Source organism: Parasphingopyxis algicola (assembly GCF_013378075.1).
Classification (GTDB): Bacteria; Pseudomonadota; Alphaproteobacteria; order Sphingomonadales; family Sphingomonadaceae; genus Parasphingopyxis; species Parasphingopyxis algicola.
Genome location: NZ_CP051131.1, coordinates 2,013,059 through 2,038,694 on the forward strand (window position 1 = coordinate 2,013,059; position 25,636 = coordinate 2,038,694).

Genomic DNA, 25,636 nt, shown 5'->3' on the forward strand with positions numbered 1-25,636 from the left:
GGTCATGACCCGATCCTATCTCCTGCCGCTCGTCACCGGATTCGCGCTCACGGTGCTGGCCGCCGTGCCGGCCTCGAGCCAGTCGGCGCTTGGCGGCCTCGACACCAACGCCCCCGTCGACGTCGCGGCCGACCGGATCGAAGTGCAGGATCGGGCGGACCGGGCGATCTTTTCCGGCAATGTCCAGGTTCGCCAGGGCAATCTGTCGCTCGACGCGGCGCGCATCACGGTCGCCTATTCGGGCAGCGTCGCGGGCGGCGTCGAAGTGCAGCGGCTCGACGCGAGCGGCGGGGTGTTCGTCCGCAGCCCGAGCGAAACCGCGCGCGGCCAGTTCGGCGTCTACGACCTCAACCGCCGGCTGATCACGCTGATCGGCGGCGTCGAGCTGAACCAGGGGGGCAATGTGATCCGCGGCGGGCGGCTCGTCATCGACCTAGATACGGGACGAGCGGTGATCGACGGCCGATCGCAGGGCGGCGACGGCATCGTCACGCAAGGAACCGAAACCGGCCGCGTGACGGGCCGGTTCACCGTGCCTCAGCGCGACAATTCGGCCAATCGGGAAGAAACCGGCCGGGCCAATTGAAACCGGCCGGCTGCTTCCCAACATGCACGGATGATGCCAAATAGCGAAACAATGAACAAAGCCGAGATCATCGAACCCCCTGAGGGTCATCCCGAGCTCGATTCCGAGACCGAGGGGCTGTCGGTGGTCTCGATCGCCAAATCCTATGACAAGAAGCAGGTTCTGTCGGACGTTTCGCTGCATATCGGTCGCGGCCATGTGCTCGGCCTGCTCGGCCCCAACGGCGCGGGCAAGACGACCTGCTTCTATTCGATCATGGGTCTCGTACGGCCGGATTCCGGGCGGATCATGCTCGATGGCGCGGACATTACGGGCCTCCCCATGTATCGCCGCGCGATCCTCGGTCTCGGCTATTTGCCGCAGGAAACGTCGATCTTCCGCGGGTTGAGCGTCGAGAAGAATATCGCGGCCGTGCTCGAGATGAGCGAACCCGATCCCGACGCGCGCGCCGAACGGCTCGAAAAGCTGCTGGAGGAATTTTCGATCGCCCATCTGCGCGATTCCTCGGCGATGGCGCTGTCGGGCGGCGAACGGCGGCGCTGCGAAATTGCCCGCGCGCTGGCGGCCAACCCGTCGATCATGCTGCTCGACGAGCCGTTCGCCGGGATCGACCCGATCTCGATCGCCGATATCCGCGAACTCGTCGCCGATCTGAAAAACCGCAATATCGGCGTGCTGATCACCGATCATAACGTCCGCGAAACGCTCGGTATCGTCGACCAGGCCTGCATCATCTATGACGGTAAGGTGTTGTTTTCAGGCTCTCCCGACGATCTGGTCGCCAATGACGAGGTGCGACGGCTTTACCTCGGCGAAGGGTTCACAGTTTAGGGTGCCGATATGGCACTAGGACCACGCCTCGACCTCCGGCAGAGCCAGTCTCTGGTTATGACGCCGCAACTCCAGCAGGCGATCAAGCTGCTGGCGCTGTCGAATCTCGAAATCGAAGGTTTTATCGCCGAGGAGCTGGAGAAGAACCCGCTGCTCGATGCCGCCGGCGACGAACAGCGCGAAACGGCGGCGCCGAGCGAAGAGGGCGACGGCTTCGAGGACGCGCCCGATCTGGCCACCGCCGACACACTCGTCCAGAATGGCGGCGCGGACGACGAGGCCCGGCTCGATATCGAGGAAAGCGCGCTGTCCGACGATAGCGGATCCGACGCCGGGATGGACGGCGCGCTCGGCATGACGGGAATCGAGGGACGCGGCGGCGGCGAGGACGGCCCCGATCTCGATCTGCTCGCCGCCGCCGACATATCGCTCCACGATCATCTGCTCGCCCAAGCCGGCGGCACCTTGTCGGGGCAGGACTATCTGGTCGCGGGGCAGTTGATCGAGCGGATCGACGAAACCGGATATTTGCGCGCCGACCTGCTCCGCCTCTCGCACCAGCTCGGCGTCCCGGTGGCCGATCTCGAACGGGCGCTCGGCGTGATCCAGACGTTCGAACCGACCGGCGTCGGTGCGCGCGACCTGGCCGAATGCCTGGCGATCCAGTCCCGCGAGGCCGATCGCTACGATCCCGCCATGGCGCGGCTGATCGACAATCTCGATCTGCTGGCGCGCGGCGAGCTGGGGCGGTTGAAACGGATGTGCCGCGTCGATGACGAGGATATGGCCGACATGATCGCCGAGCTGCGCGACTATGACCCCAAGCCCGGCTGCCAGTTCGGCGGCGAACCGGTCCAGGCGGTCGTGCCCGATATCTTCGTCGCGCCGGGCAAGAAGGGCTGGGCGGTCGAACTCAACAATGCGACCCTGCCGAAGCTGATCGTCAACCGCAGCTATTATCACGAAATGTCGGAAGCGGGCGACGACGAAGAAAGCCGGGCCTGGCTCAACGAATGCCTCGCCAACGCCAACTGGCTGACCAGGGCGCTCGACCAGCGCGCCCGCACCATCGTCAAGGTGGCCGGCGAGCTGGTGAAGCGTCAGGCGGACTTTTTCCGCAAGGGCGTGACCCATCTCAAACCGCTGACCCTGCGCGAGATCGCCGAGGCGATCGACATGCATGAATCGACGGTGAGCCGGGCGACGTCGAACAAATATCTGTCCTGCGACCGCGGGATATTCGAGCTCAAATATTTCTTCACGAGCGGCATCAGCACGGGCGTGGACGGCGAAGCGGCGTCATCGGAGGCCGTCAAAAGCCATATCCGCACGCTGATCGAGAATGAGGACAAGATCCTGTCGGACGACAAGCTCGTCGCCCTGCTCAAGGACAAGGGGTTCGACATCGCCCGCCGCACGGTCGCGAAATATCGCGAAGCGATGGGGATCGGCTCATCGGTCGAGCGGCGGCGCCAGAAGAAGCTCGGCAACCGCGCGGCCTGAGGTCAGCGGCCTTTATTCGCTGCGTTTCGACCCACTGAGAAAATACCAGACGACATAGCCGACCAGAAACAGCGCGAGACCGTAGAAGACGAGCGCGAACATCGATTTTACGACATTGACGGCTACCACAAGCAATATGATCGCTGCGATAATGGACAGGATGATCCGCAACACGGTTTTTCTCCACTTGGTGTATTGTCCATGTAATACATCAAGCATCGGCCTTCAAGGCCGGTCGGTCGCCCTAGAACGCTGGGCGAGCAGCTTGTCGATCTTGCGACCGTCCATGTCGACCACCTCGAAGCGCCAGCCATCCCGTTCGAACAGCTCGCCGGTCGTCGGCAGGCGTTTGAGCACGGACAGCGCGAAGCCCGCGACGGTCGCATAGTCGCGATCTTCGGGCAGGTCGACACCGAGCTTTTCCGCCATATTGTCCGCCGACAGCGAACCGGACAGCAGCCAGCTGCCGTCCGCGCGCTCGACAAAGGCCGGATCGGTGCCGACCTCCTGGTCCGACACGAATTCGCCGGCCACCGCGATCAGCAAGTCGAGCGGCGTCATCAACCCTTCGAAATGGCCATACTCGTCATGGACGAGCGCCATCGGCACATCGGACTCGCGCAACGCTTCCAGCGCATCCATCGCATCGACCTGGTCGGGAACGATCGGCGCCTCGCGCATCAGCTCGCGCAGATCGAGCGAACGCCCCTCGAACAGCGCCGAGACGATATCGCGCGCCTGGACCACGCCGATGATCTCGTCGACTGATCCTTCCGCCACCGGCAACCGGGTATGCGGCGTCGCGAGCAACGCCTCGCGGATCTCGTTGGGGCTCGACGAGGCTTCGATCCAGTCGACCTCGGTGCGCGGCGTCATCACCTCGCGGACGGGCCGGTCGGCCAGCCGCACGACGCCCGATATGATCGCCCGCTCGCTCTCCTCGATCACGCCCGATTTGGTCGCCTCCGCCACCAGCATGTGCAGTTCTTCGGCCGTAACGCGCGATTGAGGATTGCGACTCATCCGCAACAGGCGGAAGATGAGGGCGCTCGTCCGGTCCATCAACCAGACGAGCGGCGCCGTAAACCGCGCGAGCCATCGCATTGGGAGCGCGACGACGACTGCGACCCGCTCGGGATTGCGCAAGGCCAGCTGCTTGGGGACCAGTTCGCCAATCACCAGCGAGGCGTAGGTCGTCAGGATGATCACCAGCGCGAAGCCCAGCGTCTGCGCGAGGGACGGCTCGACGCCCAGAAATGCCAGGCGGTCGCCCACCGGGCCGCCCAGGCTGGCGCCCGAATAGGCACCGGCGAGAATGCCGATCAGCGTAATGCCGATCTGAACCGTCGACAGGAACCGTCCCGGTTGCGAAGCCAGATCGATGGCGGTCTGCGCGCCCGGGCGGCCGTCCTTGACCATCGCCTGCAGCCGCGCCCGGCGCGACGAAACGATCGCGAGTTCGGACATCGCGAAGACGCCGTTGAGCAGGACCAATGCAAAAATGATGCACAGATCGAACCAGGGAAAGGGGGATAGGTCGGGTGGCATGATGGACCGGTTCCGCCCATTTGCCCGCTTTTGGCGGGCGGGACAAGCGCATGATCAGCTTCTGTTCACGATTGACGGGGAACAAGCGGCCCATTGACGCTTTTGGTTAAGCATCACGTGAATATGAAGGAGACAAATTGTGAGACTTTCTAAGGGGCTATTGGCCGGAACGGCCGCGATAGCGATGCTGGGCGCAACCACGGCCTGCACCACCAATCCGCAAACCGGAGAACAGCGCGTCTCGCGCGCGGCCATCGGCGGCGTCGCGGGCGCGGTGGGCGGCTATCTGCTCGGCGATCTCGTCGGCGGACGCCGCGACCGGGCCGAGCGGATCGTCGGCGCCGGCATTGGCGCGGTCGCGGGCATCGCGATCGGCACCTATATGGACCGCCAGCAGCGCGAGCTCGAAGAAGCGACGGCGGGCACGGGCACCAACGTTATCCGCGAGGGCGATAATCTCTACCTGCAGATGCCGGGCTCGGTTGCCGAATTCGATGTCGATTCGAGCATGATCCGCCCGCAATTCCGGACGACGCTGGACGAGATCGCCCAGACCCTCTCCAGCTATCCGGAAACCTATATCGACGTTTACGGCCACACCGATTCGGACGGCTCCGACGGCTACAATCTCGACCTGTCGAACCGGCGTGCGCAGTCGGTCGCCAGCTATCTGACCGGCCGCGGGGTGGCCCGCGCGCGGATCGCCACCGAAGGCTTCGGCGAGAGCCAGCCGATCGCCAGCAACGCGACCGCTGCCGGCAAGCAGCAGAACCGGCGCGTCGAGATCCGGATCGTGCCGATCACCCAGCAGGATGTGAATGCGGTGGGCGACTGATCGCCGTTCGATCAGGTAATAGCGAGGGGCGTCCGGTGCATATCGGGCGCCCTTTTTTTTGCGCTAATCGCGGCGGTCGCGGAAAAAATCCGCGAGGAGCGCCGCCGCCCGCCCTGCACCGATTCCCGGATAGATTTCGGGACGGTGGTGGCAGGTCGGCTGACCGAAAAATCGCGGGCCATGTTCGACTGCGCCGCCCTTCGGATCTGGTGCGCCGTAATAGAGCCGGTCGATACGTGCATGGGCGATGGCGCCGGCGCACATGGCGCACGGCTCGAGCGTCACCCAGAGATCGCAACCGTCCAGCCGGCCGGTGCCGAGCGCGTCGAGCGCGGCGCGAATCGCTCGCATTTCAGCATGATTGGTCGGATCGCCGCTGGCGCGCATGTCGTTGGCGGCTTCCGCGACGATATCACCGCCGCGCGTGATCACCGCGCCGACCGGCACCTCGGATGCCGTCGCGGCCAGTTCGGCGAGTTCCAGCGCGCGTTGCATGGGCGGGGGCAGCGGAAATGTCACGGCTCTTGCCCGGTATTTCGCTGCCCCCTGAACTTTGTCGTTATTCGGGAGCCTCGTCGCCCGCATCGGCCGGCTCGACGTCGATAGTCGGCACTTCGACCTCCGTCGTTTCGCTACCAACCTCGACGTCGGCGGTATCGACATCGAACTCGGGCATATTGCCGCCTTCGACATCGACGTCGGGCAGTTCGGCCTCTTCGGTCTGATCCACGTCGCACGCGGCCAGCGGGACTGCCAGCAGCGCAAGTGCAAAAGCGATACGCATATAATTTCTCCTCTAAGTGCCAAAATGCACCAACTCGGCTTACTGCCGATGGTTCCCTTTGGCTACTGTTACGCTTGACGAAATGACCGGATATGGCTATCTGCGCCGCTTTCCGGGAAACCCGTGATTTCAGGATTAGGATTATGTCGCGTATTTGCGAACTGACCGGCAAGGGTCGGCTGGTGGGAATGAATGTGTCCCATGCCAATAATAGGACGAAGAAGACGTTTCTGCCGAATCTGCAGAATGTTACCTTGATGTCCGAAGCGCTCGAGCGGAGCTTCAAGTTCCGCGTGTCGACCAACGGACTGCGTTCGGTCGAACATGTCGGCGGGCTCGACAACTGGCTGCTGAAGACGGCCGACGACAAGCTCAGCCCCAAGGCGCGCAAGGTGAAGCGCGAAATCGCCAGCAAACAGGCGGCCTAAGCTCATGATCCGCACCGCTCTCGCCTTTCTCCTTCTGGCGAGCGCGGGCGCGGCCAGCGCACAGGACGAGCCCGGCGCCCGGGATAGCGCAACCGTGCTCATGTCCGAGCATGAGGGCGCGCGCGCTTTTCAGGAGCAATATGGCTTTTCCGACGCCGTCGTCACCGATGACGGCCATGTCTATCTGTCGGGCGTCGTGGTCGGCCTCGCGCCCGGCGAAACGGATCTCGAAGCGGCCTATGCGCGCGCCTATGCGCGTATCGGGACCATTCTCGAACGCGCGGGCGCCAGTTGGGACGATGTCGTCGATATCATGAGCTTCCACACCGACCTCACGACTCAGCTCGACGTGATGGCGGAAGTCCAGCGGCGCCATATAGACGCCCCCTTTCCCGCCTGGACGGCGATTCAGATCGATCGGCTCGTTCCCGACCGGGGCATCACCGAGATCAGGATCGTCGCACGGCTCGCGGAACCGCAATAGCGAGAGCCGGTCCTGCCGGTTTCCCGGACCATCCAAGCCCTCCAAATATGAAAACAGCCTTGTACACCTGTCCCCGATCGGGACAGCGCCGGTCCGTTCGCGCAATAGGCTTGCCAAATCGTGAGTATAGGTAAAGGCTATCGGTTCGGGCGGGTAGCTCAATCAGAGCGGACCGCAGATTACGGTTAGATGTAGGTGTAACCCCTACCCTGCCCACCATTTTCCCGATCGCCCCGCCCCGGACCGGGGGCGGCGAATCACCGCGCATCCTCGATCAATTCGAACTGCAGCAGCAGACTGCGCTGCAGCGGATTGAAATTGTCGTCCGACGCCATCCAGACGATCGTCCGGCCATTGCGCGCATCGACAGCCAGCGCTTCCATATTGTCGATCGTCAGCGGCGGATCGAGCCGCGCGACCGGTTCGCCCGTCAGTATTGCCCCGTCCGTCAGGTCGTCGAGCGCGACGATCGACACGATGACCGAGACGCCGGCGACGAGGCTGAAATCGCGGTTGAGGACGATCAGCCGTCCGTCGGGCAACAAGGCCGCGTCGGTGATCCGATGGTCGCCGGGCGGGCGATAGCCGAGACGGACCGGCGCTTCGCCGCTCTCGCTCGGATCGCCGGAAAAGAGGAAGACCTCACGCGAATCGCCGGGGCCGTCGCCGGCCTCCGAAAAGATCAGGAACCGGCCATCGTCGAACCGCACCATCGCTTCCGCCCCGCCATTGTTCGGCCAGTCCTCCATCGCGTCGGGGGCATGATCGGCGTCGGAGGCGGCAAAATCCGCGTCGAAGCGCCACACGCCGTCGGCGCGCTCGAACGCGACCCAGTAGCGGCCGGTTGCGGGATCATGGGCGAGCGCCTCCGCGTCGCGATCGCGCTTGCTGACCGGGCCGTCATTTTCGGGCACGGGACCGGCGGGCAGTTCCGCGATTTCGGCACGGGCAATCGCGTCCCCGTCCAGCGCGAAGCGGAACAGGCCGCCGGCATCGCTGATCGCGACGAACCCGTCGCCGGCCAAAGCCATGGCGGAGATACCGCCGAAATCGGGATCGTCGCTGCCCAGCACCCATCCGCCGAGATAGCGCAGCCTGCCGATATCGCGGCGCCCGGGATCGGCGGGATCCAGCACGACCGGCTCGGCGTAAATCGCGAACGGCCTGTCGGTCGCTTCTCCCTGGCCCTGGCCGATGACCAGGATCGATCCCGCGATGAGGAAAATCGACAGAGCGGCGGCGATACGGCGGATCATCGCCGCTCTCTATCATCGCCGTGGCAGGCCGCACAGCCGAAACACGGATCAAGCTGAACGGCGGACAACAGCGCCGTTCAGACAAGGTTCCGCTAACCACGTCCATAAGGGCGCTGCGTCGACGGGAGCTGCTTGGACGCGAAACCCGCCACGCCAGATGTGAGACGGCTTTTGAAGACGCTTTGGAGATTTGAGATGGCTTTGAAGAAAATTGCCCTGGCCGCGTCCGCGGCGCTCGCCGGCACCATGTTCGTTCCCGCGAGCGCGCACGCTTATGACGGCTATTATGACGATGACCGGTATGAGAGCCGGTACGACGATCGCTATGATCGGCGGTATGACCGCCGCGACCGCCGCTACGACCGGCGTCACTATCGGCGCGGGGACTATTATGACGGCCGCCGCTACAGCCGGCGCCATTCTCGCGATCGCCGCTACTATCGCGGCCGCTGCCGCGACAATGGCACGGGCGGCACCGTTATCGGCGGCATAGCGGGCGCGTTGCTCGGCCGTGAAATCGGGCGCGGCAACCGCGACCGTTACGGCCGGCGCGGCGACGGCACAGCCGGTGCGATCATCGGCGGCGTGGCCGGCGCGCTCGCGGGCCGCGCGATCGACCGCGACTGCTAACCGCTATCCCAATCGAAACAGTCTAATCCTCGGGTTGCGTATCGAGGATGAGGGGGCCGGCGCGCGTATCTGCGCCGGCCCCCGAATTCCATCCGGCGCGCTCGCGAGGCCGCGCAAAGTTCACATAGTTTACACACAGCCGGTCGTTTTCCGGATCGATCCGGTTCCCCGAAAACGGCATGCACACCGACCGGTCCGCGTGCGATTGCACCCGATAATTTCCAACATTGCAAGCAGAACGCACGCAACAAAGCATGTGGCCGGCAGTTATCCCTCCGACAATTACCGCCAACCTTTTACGTCATTGCGAGCGTAGCGAAGCAATCCAGAGCAACAAACGATGTCGCTCGTGGCTCTGGATTGCGGCGTCGCCTTGCGACTCCTCGCAATGACGAAACTCGTCGAAAAAGCGCTGCTTGCCGGACATTGCAAGCGGATAGGACGGGATCGGCCTTATTTCGGCGGCTCGTCGAACAAGCTCGCGAGCTGTTCCACCATCGTCCCGCCCAGCTGTTCGGCGTCCATGATCGTGACCGCCCGCTCATAGTAACGCGTCACGTCATGCCCGATGCCGATCGCGACGAGTTCGACCGGCGAGCGGTTCTCGATCCAGGCGATCACCTGGCGCAGATGCTTTTCGAGATAGCTGCCGCTGTTCACCGACAGCGTCGAATCGTCGACCGGCGCGCCGTCCGAAATCACCATCAGGACACGCCGCTCCTCGGACCGGGCGATCAGACGGTTATGCGCCCATAACAGCGCCTCGCCGTCGATATTCTCCTTGAGCAGCCCTTCGCGCATCATCAGGCCCAGGCTCTTGCGCGCGCGGCGCCAGGGCTCGTCGGCCTGTTTGTAGATGATATGCCTGAGATCGTTCAGACGCCCCGGATGCGCGGGCCGGCCGTCGGCCAGCCATTGCTCGCGCGCCTGCCCGCCCTTCCAGGCGCGGGTCGTGAAGCCCAGAATTTCCGTCTTTACGCCGACGCGCTCGAGCGTCCGCGCCATGATATCGGCCGAGATCGCCGCGATCGAGATCGGCCGCCCGCGCATCGATCCCGAATTGTCGATCAGCAGGGTGACGACCGTATCGCGAAACTCGGTATCGGTCTCGACCTTGTAGGACAGCGAATGGGCCGGATTGACGATCACGCGCGATAGCCGGGCGGCATCGAGCAGCCCCTCTTCCTGATCGAAATTCCACGAGCGGGACTGCTGCGCCATCAGCCGCCGCTGCAGCCGATTGGCGAGTTTCGTCACCGCGCCCTGCAGATGCACGAGCTGCTGGTCGAGATAGGCGCGTAGCCGCCCCAGCTCCTCCTCGTCGCACAGTTCGGTGGCGGCGATCGTCTCGTCGAACTGGGTCGTATAGGCGCGATAGTTGAATTCGGGCGTCAGCTCGCTGAACGGCCGGTTGGGGCGGACGGGGAGCATGCCCTCCTCGCCCTCGTCCATCGGATCGCCGTCCATGTCGCCGAAATCGTCGTCGAGCGATTCGCCGTCGCCATCCTCGCCTTCCTCTTCCGAGGTTTCGGCGCGGGCATCGGCTTGCGACTCCGCTCCGGCATCGCCTTCGTCGGAATCGTCGGTATCGCCTTCATCCTCGTCTTCGCCCTCGTCCTCGTCGCCGCCTTCATCCGCATCGTCCGGCTGCATATCGCCGTCGATCAGGTCGAGATCCTCGAGCAGCTGGGTCGTGAGCTTCGCAAAGCCCTGCTGATCGTCGAGCAGCATTTCGAGCGCGTCGAGATCGGCGCCGCCCTTCTCCTCGATCCAGTCGCGCACGAGATCGAGCCCGGCCTGCGCACGCTCGGGCGCCGCCTCGCCGGTCAGCCGTTCGCGCACCATCAGCGCCACCGCCGAAGCCAGCGGCACCTCGTCGCGGTTGCGCGCCTTGGAAATGGGATCGGATTTGAGCCGATGATCGAGCGCCTCGGCGAGATTGTCCCTGACGCCCGCATAGCGCCGCGCACCGAGCGCCTCGACCCGCGCCTTTTCGATCGCATCGAAGCAGGATCGCGCGATCGCTTCGCTCGGCCGCGCGGACGCGTGCATCGCATCGTCGTGATAGCGCAGCATCAGCGCCGCGGCATCGGCGAATCCGCGCGCCTCGGCCACCTGATCAGGCGGCAGCCCGCGCGACGGCATCGGGACCTTGATATGCCGGCCGTTGGAAACCGGGACATCGGCGGTGAAAGCGAGCTCCACCTCAGCGTCCTGCGCCATGGCGCGCGCCGCGCCCGCGAGCGCCGCCTTCAGATCGTCGAGAGGGTTGGGGTCGGCCATCTTATAACTCCTCTCCCCTTGTGGGAGAGGGTTGTGCAGACTTGGCAGCTTGCTGCCTAGTCGGAGCTGGGTGAGGGGTATGCGGTCGCCCGGCGGCCGCGCGAGCCGGAGGCTCGCACACCCTCATCCAACTGCGCCTAGGCTCGTGCCTCGCCAAGGCTCCATATCCTTCTCCCATCAAGGGAGAAGAACTGGTGACACGAGCCTTCACCCCGCGCTCCCCACCACACTTTCCGGCAGGTCCGTGCCGAACACGCGCTGATAATATTCGGCGACCAGCGGCCGTTCCGCCTCGTCGCATTTGTTGAGGAAACTCAGGCGGAAGGCGAAGCCGACATCGCCGAAGATCGTCGCGTTCTGCGCCCAGGTGATGACGGTGCGCGGGCTCATCACGGTCGAGATATCGCCGGCCATGAAGCCCTGGCGGGTCAGCTCGGCCACCTTGACCATATCGTCGACGGTCTTGTGGCCGTCCGCATTGTCATATTGCTCGTTCTTGGAGAGCACGATCTTCGCCTCGGTCGCCGCCGGCAGATAGTTGAGCGTGACGACGATGTTCCAGCGGTCCATCTGGCCCTGGTTGATCTGCTGTGTGCCGTGATAGAGACCCGTCGTATCGCCGAGCCCGACCGTGTTCGACGTCGCGAACAGGCGGAACCAGGGATTGGGGCGGATCACGCGGTTCTGATCGAGCAGGGTCAGCTTGCCGTCGGTTTCCAGCACGCGCTGGATCACGAACATCACGTCCGGCCGGCCCGCATCATATTCGTCGAAGACGAGCGCGGTCGGTGTCTGCAGCGCCCAAGGGAGCAGGCCTTCGCGAAACTCGGTGACCTGCTGGCCGTCCCTGAGGACGATCGCGTCGCGGCCGACCAGATCGATCCGACTGATATGCGAATCGAGATTGATCCGGATGCACGGCCAGTTGAGGCGCGAGGCGACCTGCTCGATATGCGTCGATTTCCCCGTGCCGTGATAGCCCTGGATCATGACCCGGCGATTGTGCGCGAAGCCCGCGGCGATCGCGAGCGTCGTATCGGGATCGAAGACGTAGCTCTCGTCGCGATCGGGCACGCGCTCGTCGGCCTCGCTGAAGGCGGGCACTTCCATATCCGAATCGATGCCGAACAGTTCGCGCACCTTCACCATCTTGTCCGGCTCGGCCATGATCGGCTCGGCCCGGCTGTCGGGCTGCGTATTGGCAATGGTATTCATTATTCGTCCTAGCGTGGGCAAATCAGGAAAAAACGGGCGAGTCCTTCAACTGCGTATAGGCGTCGATGACGCGCTGCAACATCTTCTCCCGGCTCCGGTCCCCACCATTTTTGTCAGGATGGTACTGGCGAACCAGCGCGGCATAGCGGCGCCGTAGCGTCTTTCGGTCGCTGTCGGCATCGAGACCGAGAATCTGCAAATTTTCCCGATCGCGGTCGGTGAGCGGCTTGCCGTCGGTCCGCGGCTTGCGCACTCCGGTCCGGAAGCGCGCGCCGATCGCATCGAGCGGATCGGTGAAATCGTGCCAGCGCGGCGTGGGGCTGGCGCCGTTGGCCGCGAAGGCGCGCGTCTCGCGATCCCATCCCGACCAGGGGCGCTGCTGGCTGTAGATCTCGTCCTCGCTCATCCCGTCGAAATAGTCATAGCCGGCGTTGAACGCGCGGACATGATCGAGGCACAGCCAGTAATAGTCGCCCGGCCCGTCGAAACCGCCGCGGCGATGGCCGGTCTTGGGCGCACGGAATTCGCCTGGGTCGCTGCAGCCGGGATGATCGCACATCCGTTCGCTGTCATCGATCCGGCCGTGAAACCGTTCATGGCGCGCGCGTGAGGCCAAGGGTGCTCCTTTCGTTCGACATGCCTATATAGGAGCCATGACGGAAGAATCGAAAGGCCCGGTTGCGGCCGAAATCGAAAAGCGGCTGACCAAAGCCATCGGCCCGACCTATTTGCGCGTCATCAACGACAGCGCCCAGCATCGCGGCCATGCCGGAGACGATGGCAGCGGCGAAAGCCATTTCACGGTCGAGATCGTGGCGCTCCAGTTCGAGGACATGAACCGGGTCGAACGCCAGCGCGCGGTCAACCAGGCACTGGGAGACCTGCTCAAGGGCCGCATTCACGCGCTGCAGATCCGGGCGAGGGCGCCCAGCGAGCTTCCGGAGTAAATGAGCGTGCTCCTGCGAAGGCAAGAGCCCAGATCAGACGGCGGGACTAGGCTCCTGCCTTCGCAGGAGCACGGGACGCCATGACCGACCCCCTATTCGATATGACCGACGCCATCGTCGAAACCATCAGTCCGAGCACCCACGATCTGGGCGGCTTCACCGTCAACCGCGTCCTGCCGTCGAAAGGCCGCACGATGGTCGGGCCGTTCGTATTCTTCGACGACGCCGGACCGGCGACGCTCGCGCCCGGCGACGGCGTCGATGTCCGCCCGCACCCGCACATCAACCTCGCCACCGTATCCTATCTGTTCGACGGCCGGATCATGCATCGCGATTCGCTGGGCACCGAGCAGGTGATCGAGCCGGGCGCGGTCAACCTGATGACCGCCGGCAAGGGCATCGTCCATTCCGAACGCAGCGTGGACGCGGATCGCGCGGTCGAGACCGGGCTCAAGCTGATCCAGACCTGGCTCGCGCTGCCCCAGGCCGACGAGGAGATGGATCCGGCCTTCGAACATGTCGCCAGGGCCGATCTTCCGACGATCGACCATGACGGCGCCCGGGCCCGCGTCATCATGGGAACGCTCTGGGGCGAACAGGCGCCCGTCACCACCTATGCGGACACGGTCTACGCGGCCATCGAACTGGCTGCGGGCGGCAGCATTCCGATCGACGCCGATGCCGACGAGCGGGCGCTCTACATCATATCCGGCGATGCGACGCTGGACGGGGCGGCTCTTGAAAACCGGACGCTGTACATACTCAGGCCGGGAACCGCGGCGACGCTGCGCTCGGCAAACGGGGCGCAGGTCATGCTGTGCGGCGGCGAGGCCTTTGCGACGAAGCGGCACGTCTACTGGAATTTCGTCTCGTCGCGCAAAGACCGGATCGCCCAGGCGATCGAAGACTGGAAGGCGCAGCGCTTCCCGATCGTTCCCGGCGATGCGGAGGAGCGTATTCCGATGCCGGGACAACCCAAGACTGTCAGCGAAAGCTGAGCCTCAACCGCAGACCGGCCCGCCGCGCCATTCGGGCATCGGCCGGTCGCCGAGCGCGACATCGACCGCGGCCTTTGCCAGCAACCGCGTCGAATCGATGACCGGAAGCGGCGAATTATCGTCGGTGAGAACGATCGGCAGCTCCGTACAGACGAGCGCGACGGCATCGCAGCCCTGCCTGGCCAGGCCCTCGATTTCGCGTTCGAGAAAGGCGGTCCTTTCCGGCCTGAACTCGCCCATGCAATATTCGTCCATGATCGTATCGTGGATGGTGGCACGCGCCGCTTCGCCGGGTATCGCCCGGTCGATCGAGCGCCGATCGAACGCGCCCGCATAGACCGGGCCTTCCATCGTCCAGTTCGTGCCCAGAATGCCGACCTTCGCGAACCCGTTGGCAGCGGCGAAATCGCCCACGACCTCGGCGATATGCAGGCAGGGAATGGCGAAAGACTCGCCCGGCGCCTCGAGCGCGATATGCGCCGTATTGTCCGGCAGCACGAAGAAATCTGCTCCGGCGGCCGCGACGGCCGAGGCATCGGCGGCGAAAATCGCGCGGAGCGCGGGAAGGTCGAGCCGGTCCCAATGGCCGAGCGAATGATACATGGCCTGGCCCGACATGGTTATCGTCGGATGATGATGCGTCCCGAGCCGCGCGATACCCTCGAACACGGCCGTCCGATAGCAGAGCAGCGCGCCCTCGGCGCTGTGCATGACGATTCCGATATCGTGCGTTTCGTTCACGCCGTCCTCCCTTGCATTTGCTTTCGCCATTGCCGATGCACCGGCCGATGGACGATTTCCCCCAATCGCTGATCGCGCTGCCGACCGGCGTTACGCTCAATGTGGCGCGAGCCGGACCGGAGGACGGCGAACCGATCATTTTCCTGCACGGCTTTCCCGAGTCCCATCGCACCTGGCGGTATCAGTTCAAGGCTTTGTCGGCGACGCATTATTGCTTGGCGCCCGACCAGCGCGGCTTCGCCAAGTCGGACAAGCCCGAAGGCGCCGAGAATTACCGGCCGCAAAAGATGATCGGCGATATGATCGCGCTAGCCGATGCTCTGGAAATAGACCGCTTCACGCTGGCCGGCCATGACTGGGGCGGGGCGATCGCCTGGGCCACGGCGATCGGCCATCCCGACCGGGTCGCGCGGCTGATCATCGCCAACGCGCCCCACCCCCTGATCTTCCAGAAGGCGCTGATCGAGGATCGCGCCCAGCGCGTCGCGTCCACCTATATGCGCGCGTTCCGCGATCCGGCGCATGACGCTCTCGTCGCCGAGCAGGGCCTCGCCCCCTTTCTCGTCAGGTTCATGGACTGGCAGCGCTCGCCGGCGCTCGACGACAAGGAATATGACACCATGCTCGCCGACTGGGCCCGTCCCGGCGCGGCGGCGGCGATGCTCAACTGGTATCGCGCCTCGCCGGTCATCGTGCCGGAAGCCGATGAGGAGGTGGAACGCCCCGCCTTTCTCGACGCGCCCTTGCCGCGCGTGACGATGCCGACGCTCGTCGTCTGGGGCATGGACGACACGGCGCTGCTGCCCGGCCAGATCGACGGGCTGGACGAAATCGTCGACGATCTGACTCTGGTAAAGATCGAGGCCGGCCATTTCGTGCCCTGGGAGGCGCCGGAAAGCGTGACCGATGCGATCATCGACTGGCTTGCCCGTCGCTAATCATGCACGGGTTATGGCGAATGGCATTGCTAAACGCCAAAGTAACCACCTTATCCCCTTGCACGGCGCGTACATAGCTGAAATTACTTCGAAACGACGGATTTCCAAAAGGGCCGTGGGGGCTTGGAAATTCGGATTTTTCGCATCGCCGGATCGGGGGCGATTGATCCTGCGTGATTCCGACTGGAGCCGGACTGCATGGCTGAACCCCGCATCATGTTCCTCGAGGACGAGGAGGCATTTGCCCGATCGCTACAGGACGATCTCGAGCAAGGCGGGATGGCGACCGCCTGTATCGCGGCGCCGGAAGACCAGGCGGCGGGGCTCGCATTCGGCCCGGACATGATCGTCGTCAATCCCGAAACCAGCGTGAAAGACGCGTTCGGGCTGTTTCCGAAGGTGGCGGTCGCGGCCCCTGCGATCCCCCTCATCGTCGCGCAGAGCAAGAATCTCGAACTGTCGCGCTCGGCGACCCAGGCGGCGCGCGACAATGCCGTCGACGTGCTTGGGACGATCGATCGGCCCTATTCGGCCGCGGCCCTGGCCCAGCTCGCCGAAACCTGTCCGTCGGGTCACCGGACCGAGGGCGCAGGCGACGAGGCCCTGATCCGGGCGCTGATCGCGAACGACCGGCTGATCCCCAACCTCGCCGTGGAATTTCAGTCCAAGCATGACCTCAAGAGCAATGCGATCGTCGGCTTCGAGGCGCTGACCCGCCTGCGGCCCCGCCGTGCCATCAGTCCGGAGCTGATCTTCTCGCAGCTCGTCGATGTCGATGTCGAATATGCGGCGACCGAAGTGGTGATCGACATGGCCGTGCGTTTCGCCTCGGCGCTGCGCCACGCCGGCAGGGCCCACACGGTGTCGCTCAACTGCAGCGCCGCGGTGCTGGCCGGCGGCCATTTCACGGCGCGGCTCGACGAGGCCATCCTGCACTATCGCGTCGCGCCGCAGCGGATCATCGTCGAGGTGACGGAGGATTCGCGGCTCGCGGATTTCGACCAGCTCGTCCGCAAGATCGAGGAACTCGAAATACTCGGCGTCGGCATCGCGATCGACGATTTCGGGACGGGAATGGCCAATCTCGACCGCGTCTCGCGGCTTCCCTTCTCCGAGTTGAAGATCGACAAGAGCATCTTCTGGGCCTGCGCCGAAGGGCGGATCCCGATGTCGATGCTGACCGGGATCCTCGAATTCTGCCGGGCCCGGCACACCAAGTCGGTGATCGAGGGTATCGAGACGAACGTCCAGCTCGAACAGGCGAGACTGCTTGGCGCGGATTACGGCCAGGGCTTTTACTGGGGCCGCGCCGCGCCGCCGCAATTCCTGGTGCCCGTCTGGCGCTAGAAGAAAGGTTCAGGCGAGCAGGCAGGCCGCGGCGGCCTTCGCCGTGCGCGCGGCGGACGGATCCCGCATCACATGAGCGACCGCCGTCGCTCCCTCGTGCAGCAGATTGACCTCCGCCGCGGCGAAGGCCGGATCGGGCAGGCCGGCGCCTCGCGCCAGTTCCTCGAAAAAGTCCGCGACCAGCTGTTTGTGCGTGCGCGCTTCCTGGAAGACGGGATGATCCGGATCGTTGAATTCGCTCGACGCGCTCATGAACGGGCAGCCGTAGAAATCCTCGTTGCGGAACCACTCCTCGAGGAAATCGAACGTCGCCAGCAGCTGCTCGGCCGGTTTGCCGCTGCGCGCTTCGGCATAGTCCCGCATCGCATCGCGGAACGCTTCGTCTTTCTTCGCCAGCACCGCGACGATCAGATCGTCCTTGGTCTTGAAATGGCGATAGAGGGTCGTCTTTGCGATCCCCGATTCCGCGATGATGCGATCGATGCCGACGCCGTTATAACCGTGGCGGTCGAACATGGCGCCCGCGATCTCGACGAGATGGTCCTTCTTTTCCGCTCGCTTCATCGATCCCGGTGCCTTTGATGCCGGGTGTCGTCGGGTTGGGACATGGGTTCCATCCTGTCAGTCTGATTTGCCACCGCCAATCCCTTGATAGTCAACGGCTTACAAAAAACAATACAGGTTTGTATCTTTTTCTTGACCGAGCCATTCCAAGCGCTGCCGATCCGTATCGGCAAGGCATGGCGCCAGAGGAAAGGATCGCCCTCTCCCTCGCCCTGCATCCCCTCTCGGTCTCAGCCGTCGAACCACTCGATCCAGCTGGCGTGCGGATGGGCGTTGGCGAGCAGGAGATCGTCGCCCGAGGGCCACAGCCTGAGCCGCAGCTCGACGGGCTTGCCCGATTTCGGCAGCTCGAACGAGATCCAGCCGAACGGCCGGGTTTCGCTGGCCCTGGCGCCGGCTTCGGCAACGGCCGCCCTCACCCGGTTCTGTGCATCGTCCGGCAGATATTGCAGCGTGATCGTGTGGAAGAAGATCCGCAGCCTGCCGTCTTCCCGGGGCTCGGCCAGCGTGCGCGCGACCCAGTCGGCGGCGTCCCCGGCATCGATCGGCGGCGGATGGCGCCGGGCGAGCGCAATCGCCCTGTCCGCATTGTCGACGCGCCGCTTCTGGTCGGCCCAGCAATAGGCGGCCAGCCGCTCCCCGGCCGCGGCTTCGCAGAGATCGATCGGCCGCAGATCGACGCCGCGGCGCGAGACGATTTCGATATCCGCCGCCGGCGGCGCCGGGCCCCTCCATTCGGGCTCCAGCAGCAGCGGCGAAGCCGGATCGCCCGCTTTCGTGCCGCCCAGATCGTAGCGATAATGGCCGAGATTGAGGACGAGCCCGGCGCTCGATCCGATCTCGAACAGTTCGACCGGCAGCGGATAGCGCTGCGCGGCGACGAGCAGCGCCGCCATCACCGCCGCCGCCCGACCCGGCTCGTTGGTCTGGGGCGGCGAATCGAACCAGGATTCGAGCCAGTCGTCATGGACCAGCAGCGCCTCGGCCACCGCGCCCGCAACGTCGCCCGTACCGCGATACGCATCGCTCAACGCCTCGTCCTTGCCCGACCGCGCCAGCGCATGGAGGCCGCCGGCCAGCCGCAGCGCCAGCGCATCGGCCGTCGGCGCCGGATCACCCCGCCAAGCCAGGACGCGCCCGCCGGTTTTCGTATCGGCGCGGAGATTTTCGGCGACCGCGTCGAGCACATCGGCGGTCAGCCGCGATCCGAGGGCACGGCAAAAACCCGCCTGTTCGCGAAACGCGTCGCGGATTTCCGATTCTCTTTTGCTCATAAGCCTAGCTTGCCCGCAGCATCGCCCCCGAGTAAAGCGCACCCCGCCATGGCCGATCCTATCATCTTCGCCATCCCCAAGGGACGTATCCTCGACGAGGCGTTGCCGATCCTCGCCGAGGCCGGAATCGTGCCCAATGACGATTTCCACGACAAGCAGAGCCGCGCGCTGCGCTTCGGCACGAACAATCCCGATATCGATATCATCCGCGTGCGCGCCTTCGACGTCGCGACCTTCGTCGCGCACGGGGCGGCGCAGCTCGGCATCGTCGGCTCCGACGTGCTCGAGGAATTCCGCTATTCGGAGATTTACGCGCCGGTCGATCTCGGCATCGGCCATTGCCGGCTATCGGTCGCCGAGCCCGAGGATCTGGCGGCGAGCGACGAGGTGCGCGAACGGAGCCATGTCCGCATCGCGACCAAATATCCGAATTTCACCCGCCGCCATTTCGAGGCGAAGGGCGTGCAGGCCGAATGCGTGAAGCTGAACGGGGCGATGGAGATCGCGCCCGCGCTCGGCCTGACCCGGCGGATCGTCGATCTGGTTTCGACCGGCGGGACCCTGAAGGCCAACCGGCTCGTCGAGGTGGACGTGCTGTGCGAGGTGACGTCGCGGCTGATCGTCAACCGGGCCGCCTTCAAGACGCGGCCGGAGATCCTGCCGATGCTCGAGCGGTTTCGCGAAATCGTGGGCGGCGGTGCCGGTGCTTAGGCTCGACGCCTCGGACGGCGATTTCGGGACGCGCTTCACGGCCCTGGTAGAGGCCCGGCGCGGAACCGACGCCGATGTTTCGCGCGACGTCGCGGCGATCATCGCCGATGTCCGCGCGCGCGGCGATGCGGCGGTCGCCGATTACACCCGGAAATTCGACGGTTTCGATCCGGCCTCGCTCGATCTCGCGGTCGCCAAGGAACAGCGCTGCATGGCGCTTGACGGGCTCGACCCGGCGCTCGGCGAGGCGCTGCAGCTGGCGGCGAGCCGGATCCGCGCCTTTCACGAGAAGCAGAAGCCCGAGGACAGCGAGACCACGGACGACGCCGGCGTCCGGATGGGGTCGCGCTGGTCGGCCGTCGAAACCGCGGGGCTCTACGTGCCGGGCGGACGGGCCGCCTATCCCTCCTCGCTGTTGATGAATGCGATCCCCGCGCTAGTTGCGGGGGTGAATCATATCGTGATGGTCACGCCGACGCCGGGCGGCGAGATCAATCCGCTGATCCTCGCCGCCGCCGAAATTGCCGGCGTCCACGATATCTACCGGATCGGCGGCGCGCAGGCGATCGCCGCGCTCGCCTTCGGCACCGACACGATCCCGCGCGCCGATGTCGTCGTCGGCCCCGGCAACGCCTGGGTCGCCGAGGCCAAGCGCCAGCTCTACGGCACGGTCGGCATCGATATGGTCGCCGGCCCGTCCGAGATCGTCGTCATCGCCGATGCCGCCAACGATCCCGACTGGATCGCCGCCGACCTGCTCTCCCAGGCCGAGCACGATCCGACCAGCCAGTCGATCCTGTTCACCGACAGCGCCGATTTCGCCGATGCGGTTTCAGAGGCAGTGGAGACCCAGCTTGGCGAACTCGCGACCGGCGAAACCGCGCGCGCAAGCTGGGAGGCCAATGGCGCGATCATCCGCATCGCGGCGCTGGAGGATGCGATCGCGCTGTCGGACCGGCTCGCGCCCGAGCATCTCGAACTCGCCGTCGACGATCCCGATCCGCTGTTCGCGAAAGTCCGCCATGCCGGATCGGTATTTCTCGGGCGGACCACGCCCGAAGCGATCGGCGATTATGTCGGCGGGCCCAATCACGTGCTTCCGACCGGGCGCCGGGCGCGCTTTTCCTCCGGTCTTTCGGTACTCGACTTCATGAAACGGACGAGCTTTCTCCAGTGTGGAGAAGACAGCCTCGCGGCGATCGGCCCGGCGGCGGTGAAGCTGGCCGAGGCCGAAGGCCTGCCCGCCCATGCGCTCTCGGTCGCCAAACGGCTGTCGCGACGCTAACCCCATATCAGGAGCCCATCATGGCCTTTTCCCTTTACGACGCGATCATTCCCGGCAACCTGCAGATCATCGGCTCGGTCGACGCTCTCGTCGACAAGGCCGGGGCCTTTTGCGGCGAATCCGGGCGAATGGAAGAGGATTTCATCCAGGCGCGGCTGATCGACGACATGTTGCCGTTCGCCTATCAGGTAAAGGCGGTCGCCGAGCATTCGCTGGGCGCGATCGAAGGCGTGCGGGCCGGCAACTACACGCCCGACACATCCGCGCCGCCAGACAGCTTCGCGGCGCTGAAAGCCAAGCTCGCCGCCGCGGCCGAGGCGCTGGAGGGGATCGACCGCGCCGAAGTCGACGGCTTTGTCGGCCAGGACATGCAATTCTCGTTCGGCGAGATGGTCATCCCCTTCACCGCCGAGAATTTCCTGCTCTCCTTCGCCCAGCCGAACTTCTATTTTCACGCGACGACCGCCTACGACATCATGCGGGCCGAAGGGGTATCGATCGGCAAGCGCGATTTTCTCGGCCAGCTGCGGATAAAGACCGCCTGAGAGACAGATGATGAACCAGCGTTCCCGATCCCGATCCGCCGCCCGGCTTGCCGCGGTCCAGGCGCTCTACCAGCAGGACATGGAGGGCACGCCGCTCGCACGCCTGCTCAAGGAGTTCCACGACCATCGGCTCGGCGCGGTCATCGAGGATGTGGAGTTCGCCGAAGCCGAGATCGATTTCTTCGACGATATCGTGGCGGGCGTCGATGCCCGGCGCGCGGAGATCGACACGCTGATCGAGGGCAAGCTCGCGGAAGGATGGTCGCTCGAACGCCTCGATCGGCCGCAAAAGCAGATCCTGCGCGCCGGAACCTATGAATTGCTGGACCGGGCCGATGTGCCGGTCGCCACGATCATCGGCGAATATGTCGATGTCGCCGACGCCTTTTACGAGAAGCGCGAAAAGGGCTTCGTCAATGGCCTGCTCGACGCGATCGCCAAGGACGTGCGCGCCTAGCGCGCCTCGCCGTCAAGGATTTGTAGAGATATTCGGCCGCTTTCTCTGCTAGCCAGTCCGGCGATGAGCAGCGAATCGGCCTTTATCGAACACTTGCGCCAGTTCGCGACGCACCCGGCCGCGCGCGGCCTGACCGACGATGCCGCGACCGTGACCCATGGCGGCCGCACTCTCGTCATCACCCATGACGTGATCGTCGAGAATGTGCATTTCCTGCCCGACGATCCGCCCGAATCGATCGGCTGGAAACTGGTTGCTGCCAATCTGTCCGACCTCGCCGCCAAGGGGGCGAAGCCGACCGGCGCGCTGATGGCCTACAGCCTGTCGGGCGATCCCGAATGGGACGCGCGTTTCGCGAACGGGCTGGGCGAAGCGCTCACCCGCTTCTCCTGCCCGCTGATCGGCGGTGACACCGTGCGGGTACCGGCCGGATCGGCGCGGCATTTCGGCATGACGGCAATCGGCGAAGCGGAATTCGTTCCCGGGCGCGATGGTGCCGCGCCGGGCGAAGATCTGTGGATCAGCGGGACGATCGGCAATGCGGGCCTCGGGCTCGCCATCGCCAAGGGCGAGATCGACGGCCCGGACGAGTTGCTCCAGGCCTATCGCCGGCCGATCCCCCAGCTCGAACTCGGGCAGAAGCTCGCGCCCCTCGTCTCGGCGATGATGGATGTATCGGACGGGTTGTTGATCGACGCGAAACGCATGGCGGAGGCCAGCGGAACCCGGATCGTGATCGAGAGCATCGACGTGCCGCTGTCCGACGCCTTTGTCGGCGTGCGCGGCGATACGCGCGAAGCGTCGCTCGAAGCGGCCACGACGGGCGACGACTATCAGCTGCTTTTTGCCGTGCCCCCGCGCAACCGGCTCCAGATCGAGCGGGTCGCCGATGATCTCGACGCGCAAATCCAGTGCGTCGGGCTGGTCGAGGCGGGCGAGGGCTTGCTGCTGCAGGAGGGTGGCCGTCCGCTGCCGCTGCCTGAAGAACTGGGCTGGGAACATTAGCGCCATCGCCGGCCGGAAGAGCCGCGCGACGAACCGGCTTGCACTGGCCGCGCCTCTCATTCTATAGCGCGCCTAACTCCGCACGCGTCCGGTCTCGGGCGCGTCTTTCTATGCGGGAAACCAACTGCCAAGGGGGCTATAACCCAAATGATTCTAGAACCGATGACGATCGTTGTCGCGGCCATTGTGTGCGGCCTTCTCGCCGTGCTCTACGGCATCGTGACCAGCCGCCAAGTGCTTGCTGCAAGCGCCGGCAACGAAAAGATGCAGGAAATCGCCGGCGCCATCCAGGAAGGCGCGAGCGCCTATCTGGGCCGCCAGTATCGCACCATCGCCATTGTCGGCGTGCTGGTCGCGATACTCGTCGGTATCTTCCTCGGATATCTCTCGGCGATCGGCTTCGTGCTCGGCGCCGTGCTGTCGGGCGTTGCCGGCTATATCGGGATGAACATCTCGGTCCGCGCCAATGTGCGGACGGCACAGGCCGCCAGCGAAAGCCTGCAAAGCGGTCTCACGGTCGCATTCCGCGCGGGTGCCGTCACCGGCCTGCTCGTCGCCGGTCTCGCGCTGCTCGCCATCTCGGTCTTCTTCTATGTGCTGACCGGGCCGCTCGGCGAAGCCGCCGATAGCCGCACGGTCGTCGATGCGCTCGTCGCGCTCGCGTTCGGCGCATCGCTGATCTCGATCTTCGCGCGTCTCGGCGGCGGCATCTTCACCAAGGGTGCGGACGTCGGCGCCGATCTCGTCGGCAAGGTCGAGGCCGGTATTCCGGAGGACGATCCCCGCAACCCCGCGACCATCGCGGACAATGTCGGCGACAATGTCGGCGATTGCGCGGGCATGGCGGCCGACCTGTTCGAGACGTACGTAGTGACCGTCGGTGCCACCATGGTGCTGATCGCGCTGCTGCTCGGCACCAGCGCCAATCTGCTGCCGCTGATGGCGCTCCCGCTCGCGATCGGTGGCGTGTGCATCATCACGTCGATCATCGGCACCTATTTCGTGCGTCTGGGCTCCAACAACTCGATCATGGGCGCGCTCTACAAGGGCTTTATCGTGACCGCCGTGACCTCGGCGATCGCGCTCTATTTCGCGACGCAGATGACGGTCGGCGACATGAGTGCGACGCTCGGCACGGTCGGCGAAACCAGCTTTACCGGCATGAGCCTCTTCTATTGCATGCTGCTCGGCCTCGCGATCACCGGCATCATCATCTGGATCACCGAATATTACACGGGCACCACCTACCGCCCCGTGAAATCGATCGCCAAGGCGTCCGAAACCGGCCATGGCACGAACGTGATCCAGGGTCTTGCGGTCAGCCTCGAGGCGACTGCGCTGCCGACCATCGTGATCTGCATCGGCATCATCGTCGCTTATCAGCTGGCAGGCGTGATCGGCATCGCCTTCGGCGCCACCTCGATGCTGGCGCTGGCCGGCATGGTCGTCGCGCTCGACGCCTATGGGCCGGTCACCGACAACGCCGGCGGCATCGCCGAAATGGCCGAGCTCGACGAGGAAGTGCGCAACCGCACGGACGCGCTCGACGCGGTCGGCAACACGACCAAGGCCGTGACCAAGGGCTATGCCATCGGTTCGGCCGGTCTCGCCGCGCTCGTGCTGTTCGGTGCGTACACGACCGATCTCGGTATCTTCTTCCCCGACGTCATCGTCGATTTCTCGCTCTCCAATCCGTACGTGATCGTCGGGCTGCTGCTGGGTGCGCTTCTGCCGTACCTGTTCGGCGCGATGGGCATGATGGCGGTAGGCCGGGCCGGCGGCGCGGTGGTCGAGGAAGTGCGCGCGCAGTTCCGCGACAATCCGGGCATCATGGAAGGCACGAGCCGTCCCGACTATGCCCGCACTGTGGACCTCGTCACCAAGGCGGCGATCAAGGAAATGATCGTACCCAGCCTGCTTCCGGTCTTCGCCCCGATCGTGGTCTATTTCGTGATCACGGCCGTCGGCGGCCAGGAGAATGGCTTCGCCGCATTGGGCGCGCTGCTCCTCGGCGTAATCGTCTCCGGCCTGTTCGTCGCGCTTTCGATGACGAGCGGCGGCGGCGCATGGGATAACGCCAAGAAGCATATCGAAGACGGCCATCATGGCGGCAAGGGTTCCGAAGCCCATAAGGCGGCCGTGACCGGCGATACCGTCGGCGATCCCTACAAGGATACAGCCGGCCCGGCCGTGAACCCGATGATCAAGATCACGAACATCGTGGCCCTGCTGCTGCTCGCGGCCCTCGCCGGCGGCGTGCATTAATTTGTCAGAATTTCGCTAGCTCGAAATCGCCGCACCGGATTCTATGTGTCAGACTCGAACTAACGTTCGAGCGCCGCACCGGCCCTCTCCCCCTCCCATTCAGTATACCCTAGTGGGAGGCCGGGAGGGGGAGAGGGCCGGTGCGGCGCCTGAGGCGAAGCCGAAGGTCTGACAAA

At 64.9% G+C, this 25,636-nt stretch carries 28 protein-coding genes; 17 read left to right on the top strand and 11 right to left on the bottom strand.

Annotated elements, in window-relative coordinates; all coding sequences use genetic code 11:
- Nucleotides 1-4: 4 nt before the first annotated feature.
- The 3 genes from HFP57_RS09960 to rpoN are packed head-to-tail and all read left to right on the top strand — an operon-like array spanning nucleotide 5 to nucleotide 2,920.
- A complete protein-coding gene (locus tag HFP57_RS09960) occupies nucleotides 5-586 on the top strand; it encodes an LptA/OstA family protein (RefSeq protein ID WP_176869627.1) in 582 nt (193 codons plus the stop codon).
- Nucleotides 587-637: 51 nt separating this feature from the next.
- Nucleotides 638-1,417 (top strand): LPS export ABC transporter ATP-binding protein, encoded by a 780-nt coding sequence (lptB, locus tag HFP57_RS09965; RefSeq protein ID WP_176869628.1) that lies wholly within the window; start codon nucleotides 638-640, stop codon nucleotides 1,415-1,417.
- A 9-nt stretch (nucleotides 1,418-1,426) separates the two neighbouring features.
- The gene (rpoN, locus tag HFP57_RS09970) at nucleotides 1,427-2,920 is read left to right on the top strand and encodes an RNA polymerase factor sigma-54 (protein WP_176869629.1); all 1,494 of its coding nucleotides are present in this window, start codon (nucleotides 1,427-1,429) and stop codon (nucleotides 2,918-2,920) included.
- 12 nt (nucleotides 2,921-2,932) lie between these two features.
- On the opposite strand, the gene HFP57_RS09975 is transcribed toward rpoN, so the two are convergent.
- Both HFP57_RS09975 and HFP57_RS09980 read right to left on the bottom strand, forming a co-directional pair.
- Complete coding sequence (locus tag HFP57_RS09975; protein ID WP_176869630.1) at nucleotides 2,933-3,094, bottom strand: hypothetical protein; 162 nt, start codon at nucleotides 3,092-3,094, stop codon at nucleotides 2,933-2,935.
- Between the two features lie 51 nt (nucleotides 3,095-3,145).
- Nucleotides 3,146-4,468 carry a hemolysin family protein gene (locus tag HFP57_RS09980; protein ID WP_176869631.1) on the bottom strand — a complete coding sequence of 441 codons (1,323 nt, stop codon included), beginning with the start codon at nucleotides 4,466-4,468 and terminating at the stop codon, nucleotides 3,146-3,148.
- Between the two features lie 139 nt (nucleotides 4,469-4,607).
- Here HFP57_RS09980 and HFP57_RS09985 point away from each other — a divergent pair, with 139 nt between their 5' ends.
- Nucleotides 4,608-5,303 carry a YiaD family glycine zipper/OmpA-like lipoprotein gene (locus HFP57_RS09985; RefSeq protein WP_425500706.1) on the top strand — a complete coding sequence of 232 codons (696 nt, stop codon included), beginning with the start codon at nucleotides 4,608-4,610 and terminating at the stop codon, nucleotides 5,301-5,303.
- A gap of 63 nt (nucleotides 5,304-5,366) precedes the next feature.
- Here HFP57_RS09985 and HFP57_RS09990 read toward each other — a convergent pair whose 3' ends face one another.
- A complete protein-coding gene (locus tag HFP57_RS09990) occupies nucleotides 5,367-5,798 on the bottom strand; it encodes a nucleoside deaminase (RefSeq protein WP_176871255.1) in 432 nt (143 codons plus the stop codon).
- 64 nt (nucleotides 5,799-5,862) lie between these two features.
- The gene (locus tag HFP57_RS09995; RefSeq protein WP_176869632.1) at nucleotides 5,863-6,087 is read right to left on the bottom strand and encodes a hypothetical protein; all 225 of its coding nucleotides are present in this window, start codon (nucleotides 6,085-6,087) and stop codon (nucleotides 5,863-5,865) included.
- Nucleotides 6,088-6,230: 143 nt separating this feature from the next.
- Between HFP57_RS09995 and rpmB the strand changes: the two genes are divergently transcribed.
- Together rpmB and HFP57_RS10005 are read left to right on the top strand one after the other, a co-directional pair.
- Nucleotides 6,231-6,515, top strand: a complete 285-nt coding sequence (rpmB, locus tag HFP57_RS10000) for a 50S ribosomal protein L28 (protein WP_176869633.1) — start codon at nucleotides 6,231-6,233, stop codon at nucleotides 6,513-6,515.
- 4 nt (nucleotides 6,516-6,519) lie between these two features.
- The gene (locus tag HFP57_RS10005) at nucleotides 6,520-6,999 is read left to right on the top strand and encodes a Rid family hydrolase (RefSeq protein WP_176869634.1); all 480 of its coding nucleotides are present in this window, start codon (nucleotides 6,520-6,522) and stop codon (nucleotides 6,997-6,999) included.
- A 257-nt stretch (nucleotides 7,000-7,256) separates the two neighbouring features.
- On the opposite strand, the gene HFP57_RS10010 is transcribed toward HFP57_RS10005, so the two are convergent.
- Nucleotides 7,257-8,255 carry an esterase-like activity of phytase family protein gene (locus HFP57_RS10010; protein WP_176869635.1) on the bottom strand — a complete coding sequence of 333 codons (999 nt, stop codon included), beginning with the start codon at nucleotides 8,253-8,255 and terminating at the stop codon, nucleotides 7,257-7,259.
- Between the two features lie 195 nt (nucleotides 8,256-8,450).
- On the opposite strand from HFP57_RS10010, the gene HFP57_RS10015 reads away from it, so the two are divergent.
- The gene (locus HFP57_RS10015; RefSeq protein ID WP_176869636.1) at nucleotides 8,451-8,885 is read left to right on the top strand and encodes a glycine zipper 2TM domain-containing protein; all 435 of its coding nucleotides are present in this window, start codon (nucleotides 8,451-8,453) and stop codon (nucleotides 8,883-8,885) included.
- A 453-nt stretch (nucleotides 8,886-9,338) separates the two neighbouring features.
- Here the strand turns inward: HFP57_RS10015 and cobT are convergent, their stop codons facing one another.
- The 3 genes from cobT to HFP57_RS10030 form a co-directional block, all read right to left on the bottom strand.
- Nucleotides 9,339-11,168: a cobaltochelatase subunit CobT gene (cobT, locus tag HFP57_RS10020; protein WP_176869637.1), complete on the bottom strand. Its 1,830-nt coding sequence runs from the start codon at nucleotides 11,166-11,168 to the stop codon at nucleotides 9,339-9,341.
- A gap of 207 nt (nucleotides 11,169-11,375) precedes the next feature.
- The gene (cobS, locus tag HFP57_RS10025) at nucleotides 11,376-12,383 is read right to left on the bottom strand and encodes a cobaltochelatase subunit CobS (RefSeq protein WP_176869638.1); all 1,008 of its coding nucleotides are present in this window, start codon (nucleotides 12,381-12,383) and stop codon (nucleotides 11,376-11,378) included.
- A gap of 22 nt (nucleotides 12,384-12,405) precedes the next feature.
- The gene (locus HFP57_RS10030) at nucleotides 12,406-12,942 is read right to left on the bottom strand and encodes a J domain-containing protein (RefSeq protein ID WP_176871256.1); all 537 of its coding nucleotides are present in this window, start codon (nucleotides 12,940-12,942) and stop codon (nucleotides 12,406-12,408) included.
- Between the two features lie 94 nt (nucleotides 12,943-13,036).
- Here HFP57_RS10030 and HFP57_RS10035 point away from each other — a divergent pair, with 94 nt between their 5' ends.
- Nucleotides 13,037-13,330: a BolA family protein gene (locus tag HFP57_RS10035; protein WP_176869639.1), complete on the top strand. Its 294-nt coding sequence runs from the start codon at nucleotides 13,037-13,039 to the stop codon at nucleotides 13,328-13,330.
- A gap of 80 nt (nucleotides 13,331-13,410) precedes the next feature.
- The gene (locus tag HFP57_RS10040; protein WP_425500707.1) at nucleotides 13,411-14,328 is read left to right on the top strand and encodes a pirin family protein; all 918 of its coding nucleotides are present in this window, start codon (nucleotides 13,411-13,413) and stop codon (nucleotides 14,326-14,328) included.
- Between the two features lie 3 nt (nucleotides 14,329-14,331).
- Here HFP57_RS10040 and HFP57_RS10045 read toward each other — a convergent pair whose 3' ends face one another.
- Nucleotides 14,332-15,069: an aspartate/glutamate racemase family protein gene (locus tag HFP57_RS10045; RefSeq protein ID WP_218135012.1), complete on the bottom strand. Its 738-nt coding sequence runs from the start codon at nucleotides 15,067-15,069 to the stop codon at nucleotides 14,332-14,334.
- A 47-nt stretch (nucleotides 15,070-15,116) separates the two neighbouring features.
- Between HFP57_RS10045 and HFP57_RS10050 the strand changes: the two genes are divergently transcribed.
- Complete coding sequence (locus HFP57_RS10050; protein WP_176869641.1) at nucleotides 15,117-16,007, top strand: alpha/beta fold hydrolase; 891 nt, start codon at nucleotides 15,117-15,119, stop codon at nucleotides 16,005-16,007.
- 198 nt (nucleotides 16,008-16,205) lie between these two features.
- A complete protein-coding gene (locus HFP57_RS10055; RefSeq protein ID WP_176869642.1) occupies nucleotides 16,206-17,354 on the top strand; it encodes an EAL domain-containing protein in 1,149 nt (382 codons plus the stop codon).
- Nucleotides 17,355-17,363: 9 nt separating this feature from the next.
- Here the strand turns inward: HFP57_RS10055 and HFP57_RS10060 are convergent, their stop codons facing one another.
- Nucleotides 17,364-17,918, bottom strand: a complete 555-nt coding sequence (locus HFP57_RS10060; RefSeq protein ID WP_176869643.1) for a TetR/AcrR family transcriptional regulator — start codon at nucleotides 17,916-17,918, stop codon at nucleotides 17,364-17,366.
- A 230-nt stretch (nucleotides 17,919-18,148) separates the two neighbouring features.
- A complete protein-coding gene (locus HFP57_RS10065) occupies nucleotides 18,149-19,192 on the bottom strand; it encodes a DUF2332 domain-containing protein (protein WP_176869644.1) in 1,044 nt (347 codons plus the stop codon).
- Nucleotides 19,193-19,240: 48 nt separating this feature from the next.
- Between HFP57_RS10065 and hisG the strand changes: the two genes are divergently transcribed.
- The 6 genes from hisG (at nucleotide 19,241) to HFP57_RS10095 (ending at nucleotide 25,460) form a co-directional block, all read left to right on the top strand.
- On the top strand, nucleotides 19,241-19,903 hold the full coding sequence (gene hisG / locus HFP57_RS10070; RefSeq protein WP_176869645.1) for an ATP phosphoribosyltransferase: 663 nt from the start codon (nucleotides 19,241-19,243) through the stop codon (nucleotides 19,901-19,903).
- Complete coding sequence (hisD, locus tag HFP57_RS10075; protein ID WP_425500708.1) at nucleotides 19,896-21,188, top strand: histidinol dehydrogenase; 1,293 nt, start codon at nucleotides 19,896-19,898, stop codon at nucleotides 21,186-21,188. Before hisG ends, hisD begins: the two co-directional genes overlap by 8 nt.
- 20 nt (nucleotides 21,189-21,208) lie before the next feature.
- Nucleotides 21,209-21,733 (top strand): DUF1993 domain-containing protein, encoded by a 525-nt coding sequence (locus HFP57_RS10080; RefSeq protein ID WP_176869647.1) that lies wholly within the window; start codon nucleotides 21,209-21,211, stop codon nucleotides 21,731-21,733.
- Between the two features lie 7 nt (nucleotides 21,734-21,740).
- On the top strand, nucleotides 21,741-22,190 hold the full coding sequence (gene nusB / locus HFP57_RS10085) for a transcription antitermination factor NusB (protein WP_425500709.1): 450 nt from the start codon (nucleotides 21,741-21,743) through the stop codon (nucleotides 22,188-22,190).
- Nucleotides 22,191-22,253: 63 nt separating this feature from the next.
- Nucleotides 22,254-23,195, top strand: a complete 942-nt coding sequence (gene thiL, locus HFP57_RS10090; protein ID WP_176869649.1) for a thiamine-phosphate kinase — start codon at nucleotides 22,254-22,256, stop codon at nucleotides 23,193-23,195.
- A gap of 162 nt (nucleotides 23,196-23,357) precedes the next feature.
- On the top strand, nucleotides 23,358-25,460 hold the full coding sequence (locus tag HFP57_RS10095) for a sodium-translocating pyrophosphatase (protein ID WP_176871258.1): 2,103 nt from the start codon (nucleotides 23,358-23,360) through the stop codon (nucleotides 25,458-25,460).
- Nucleotides 25,461-25,636: the final 176 nt, after the last annotated feature.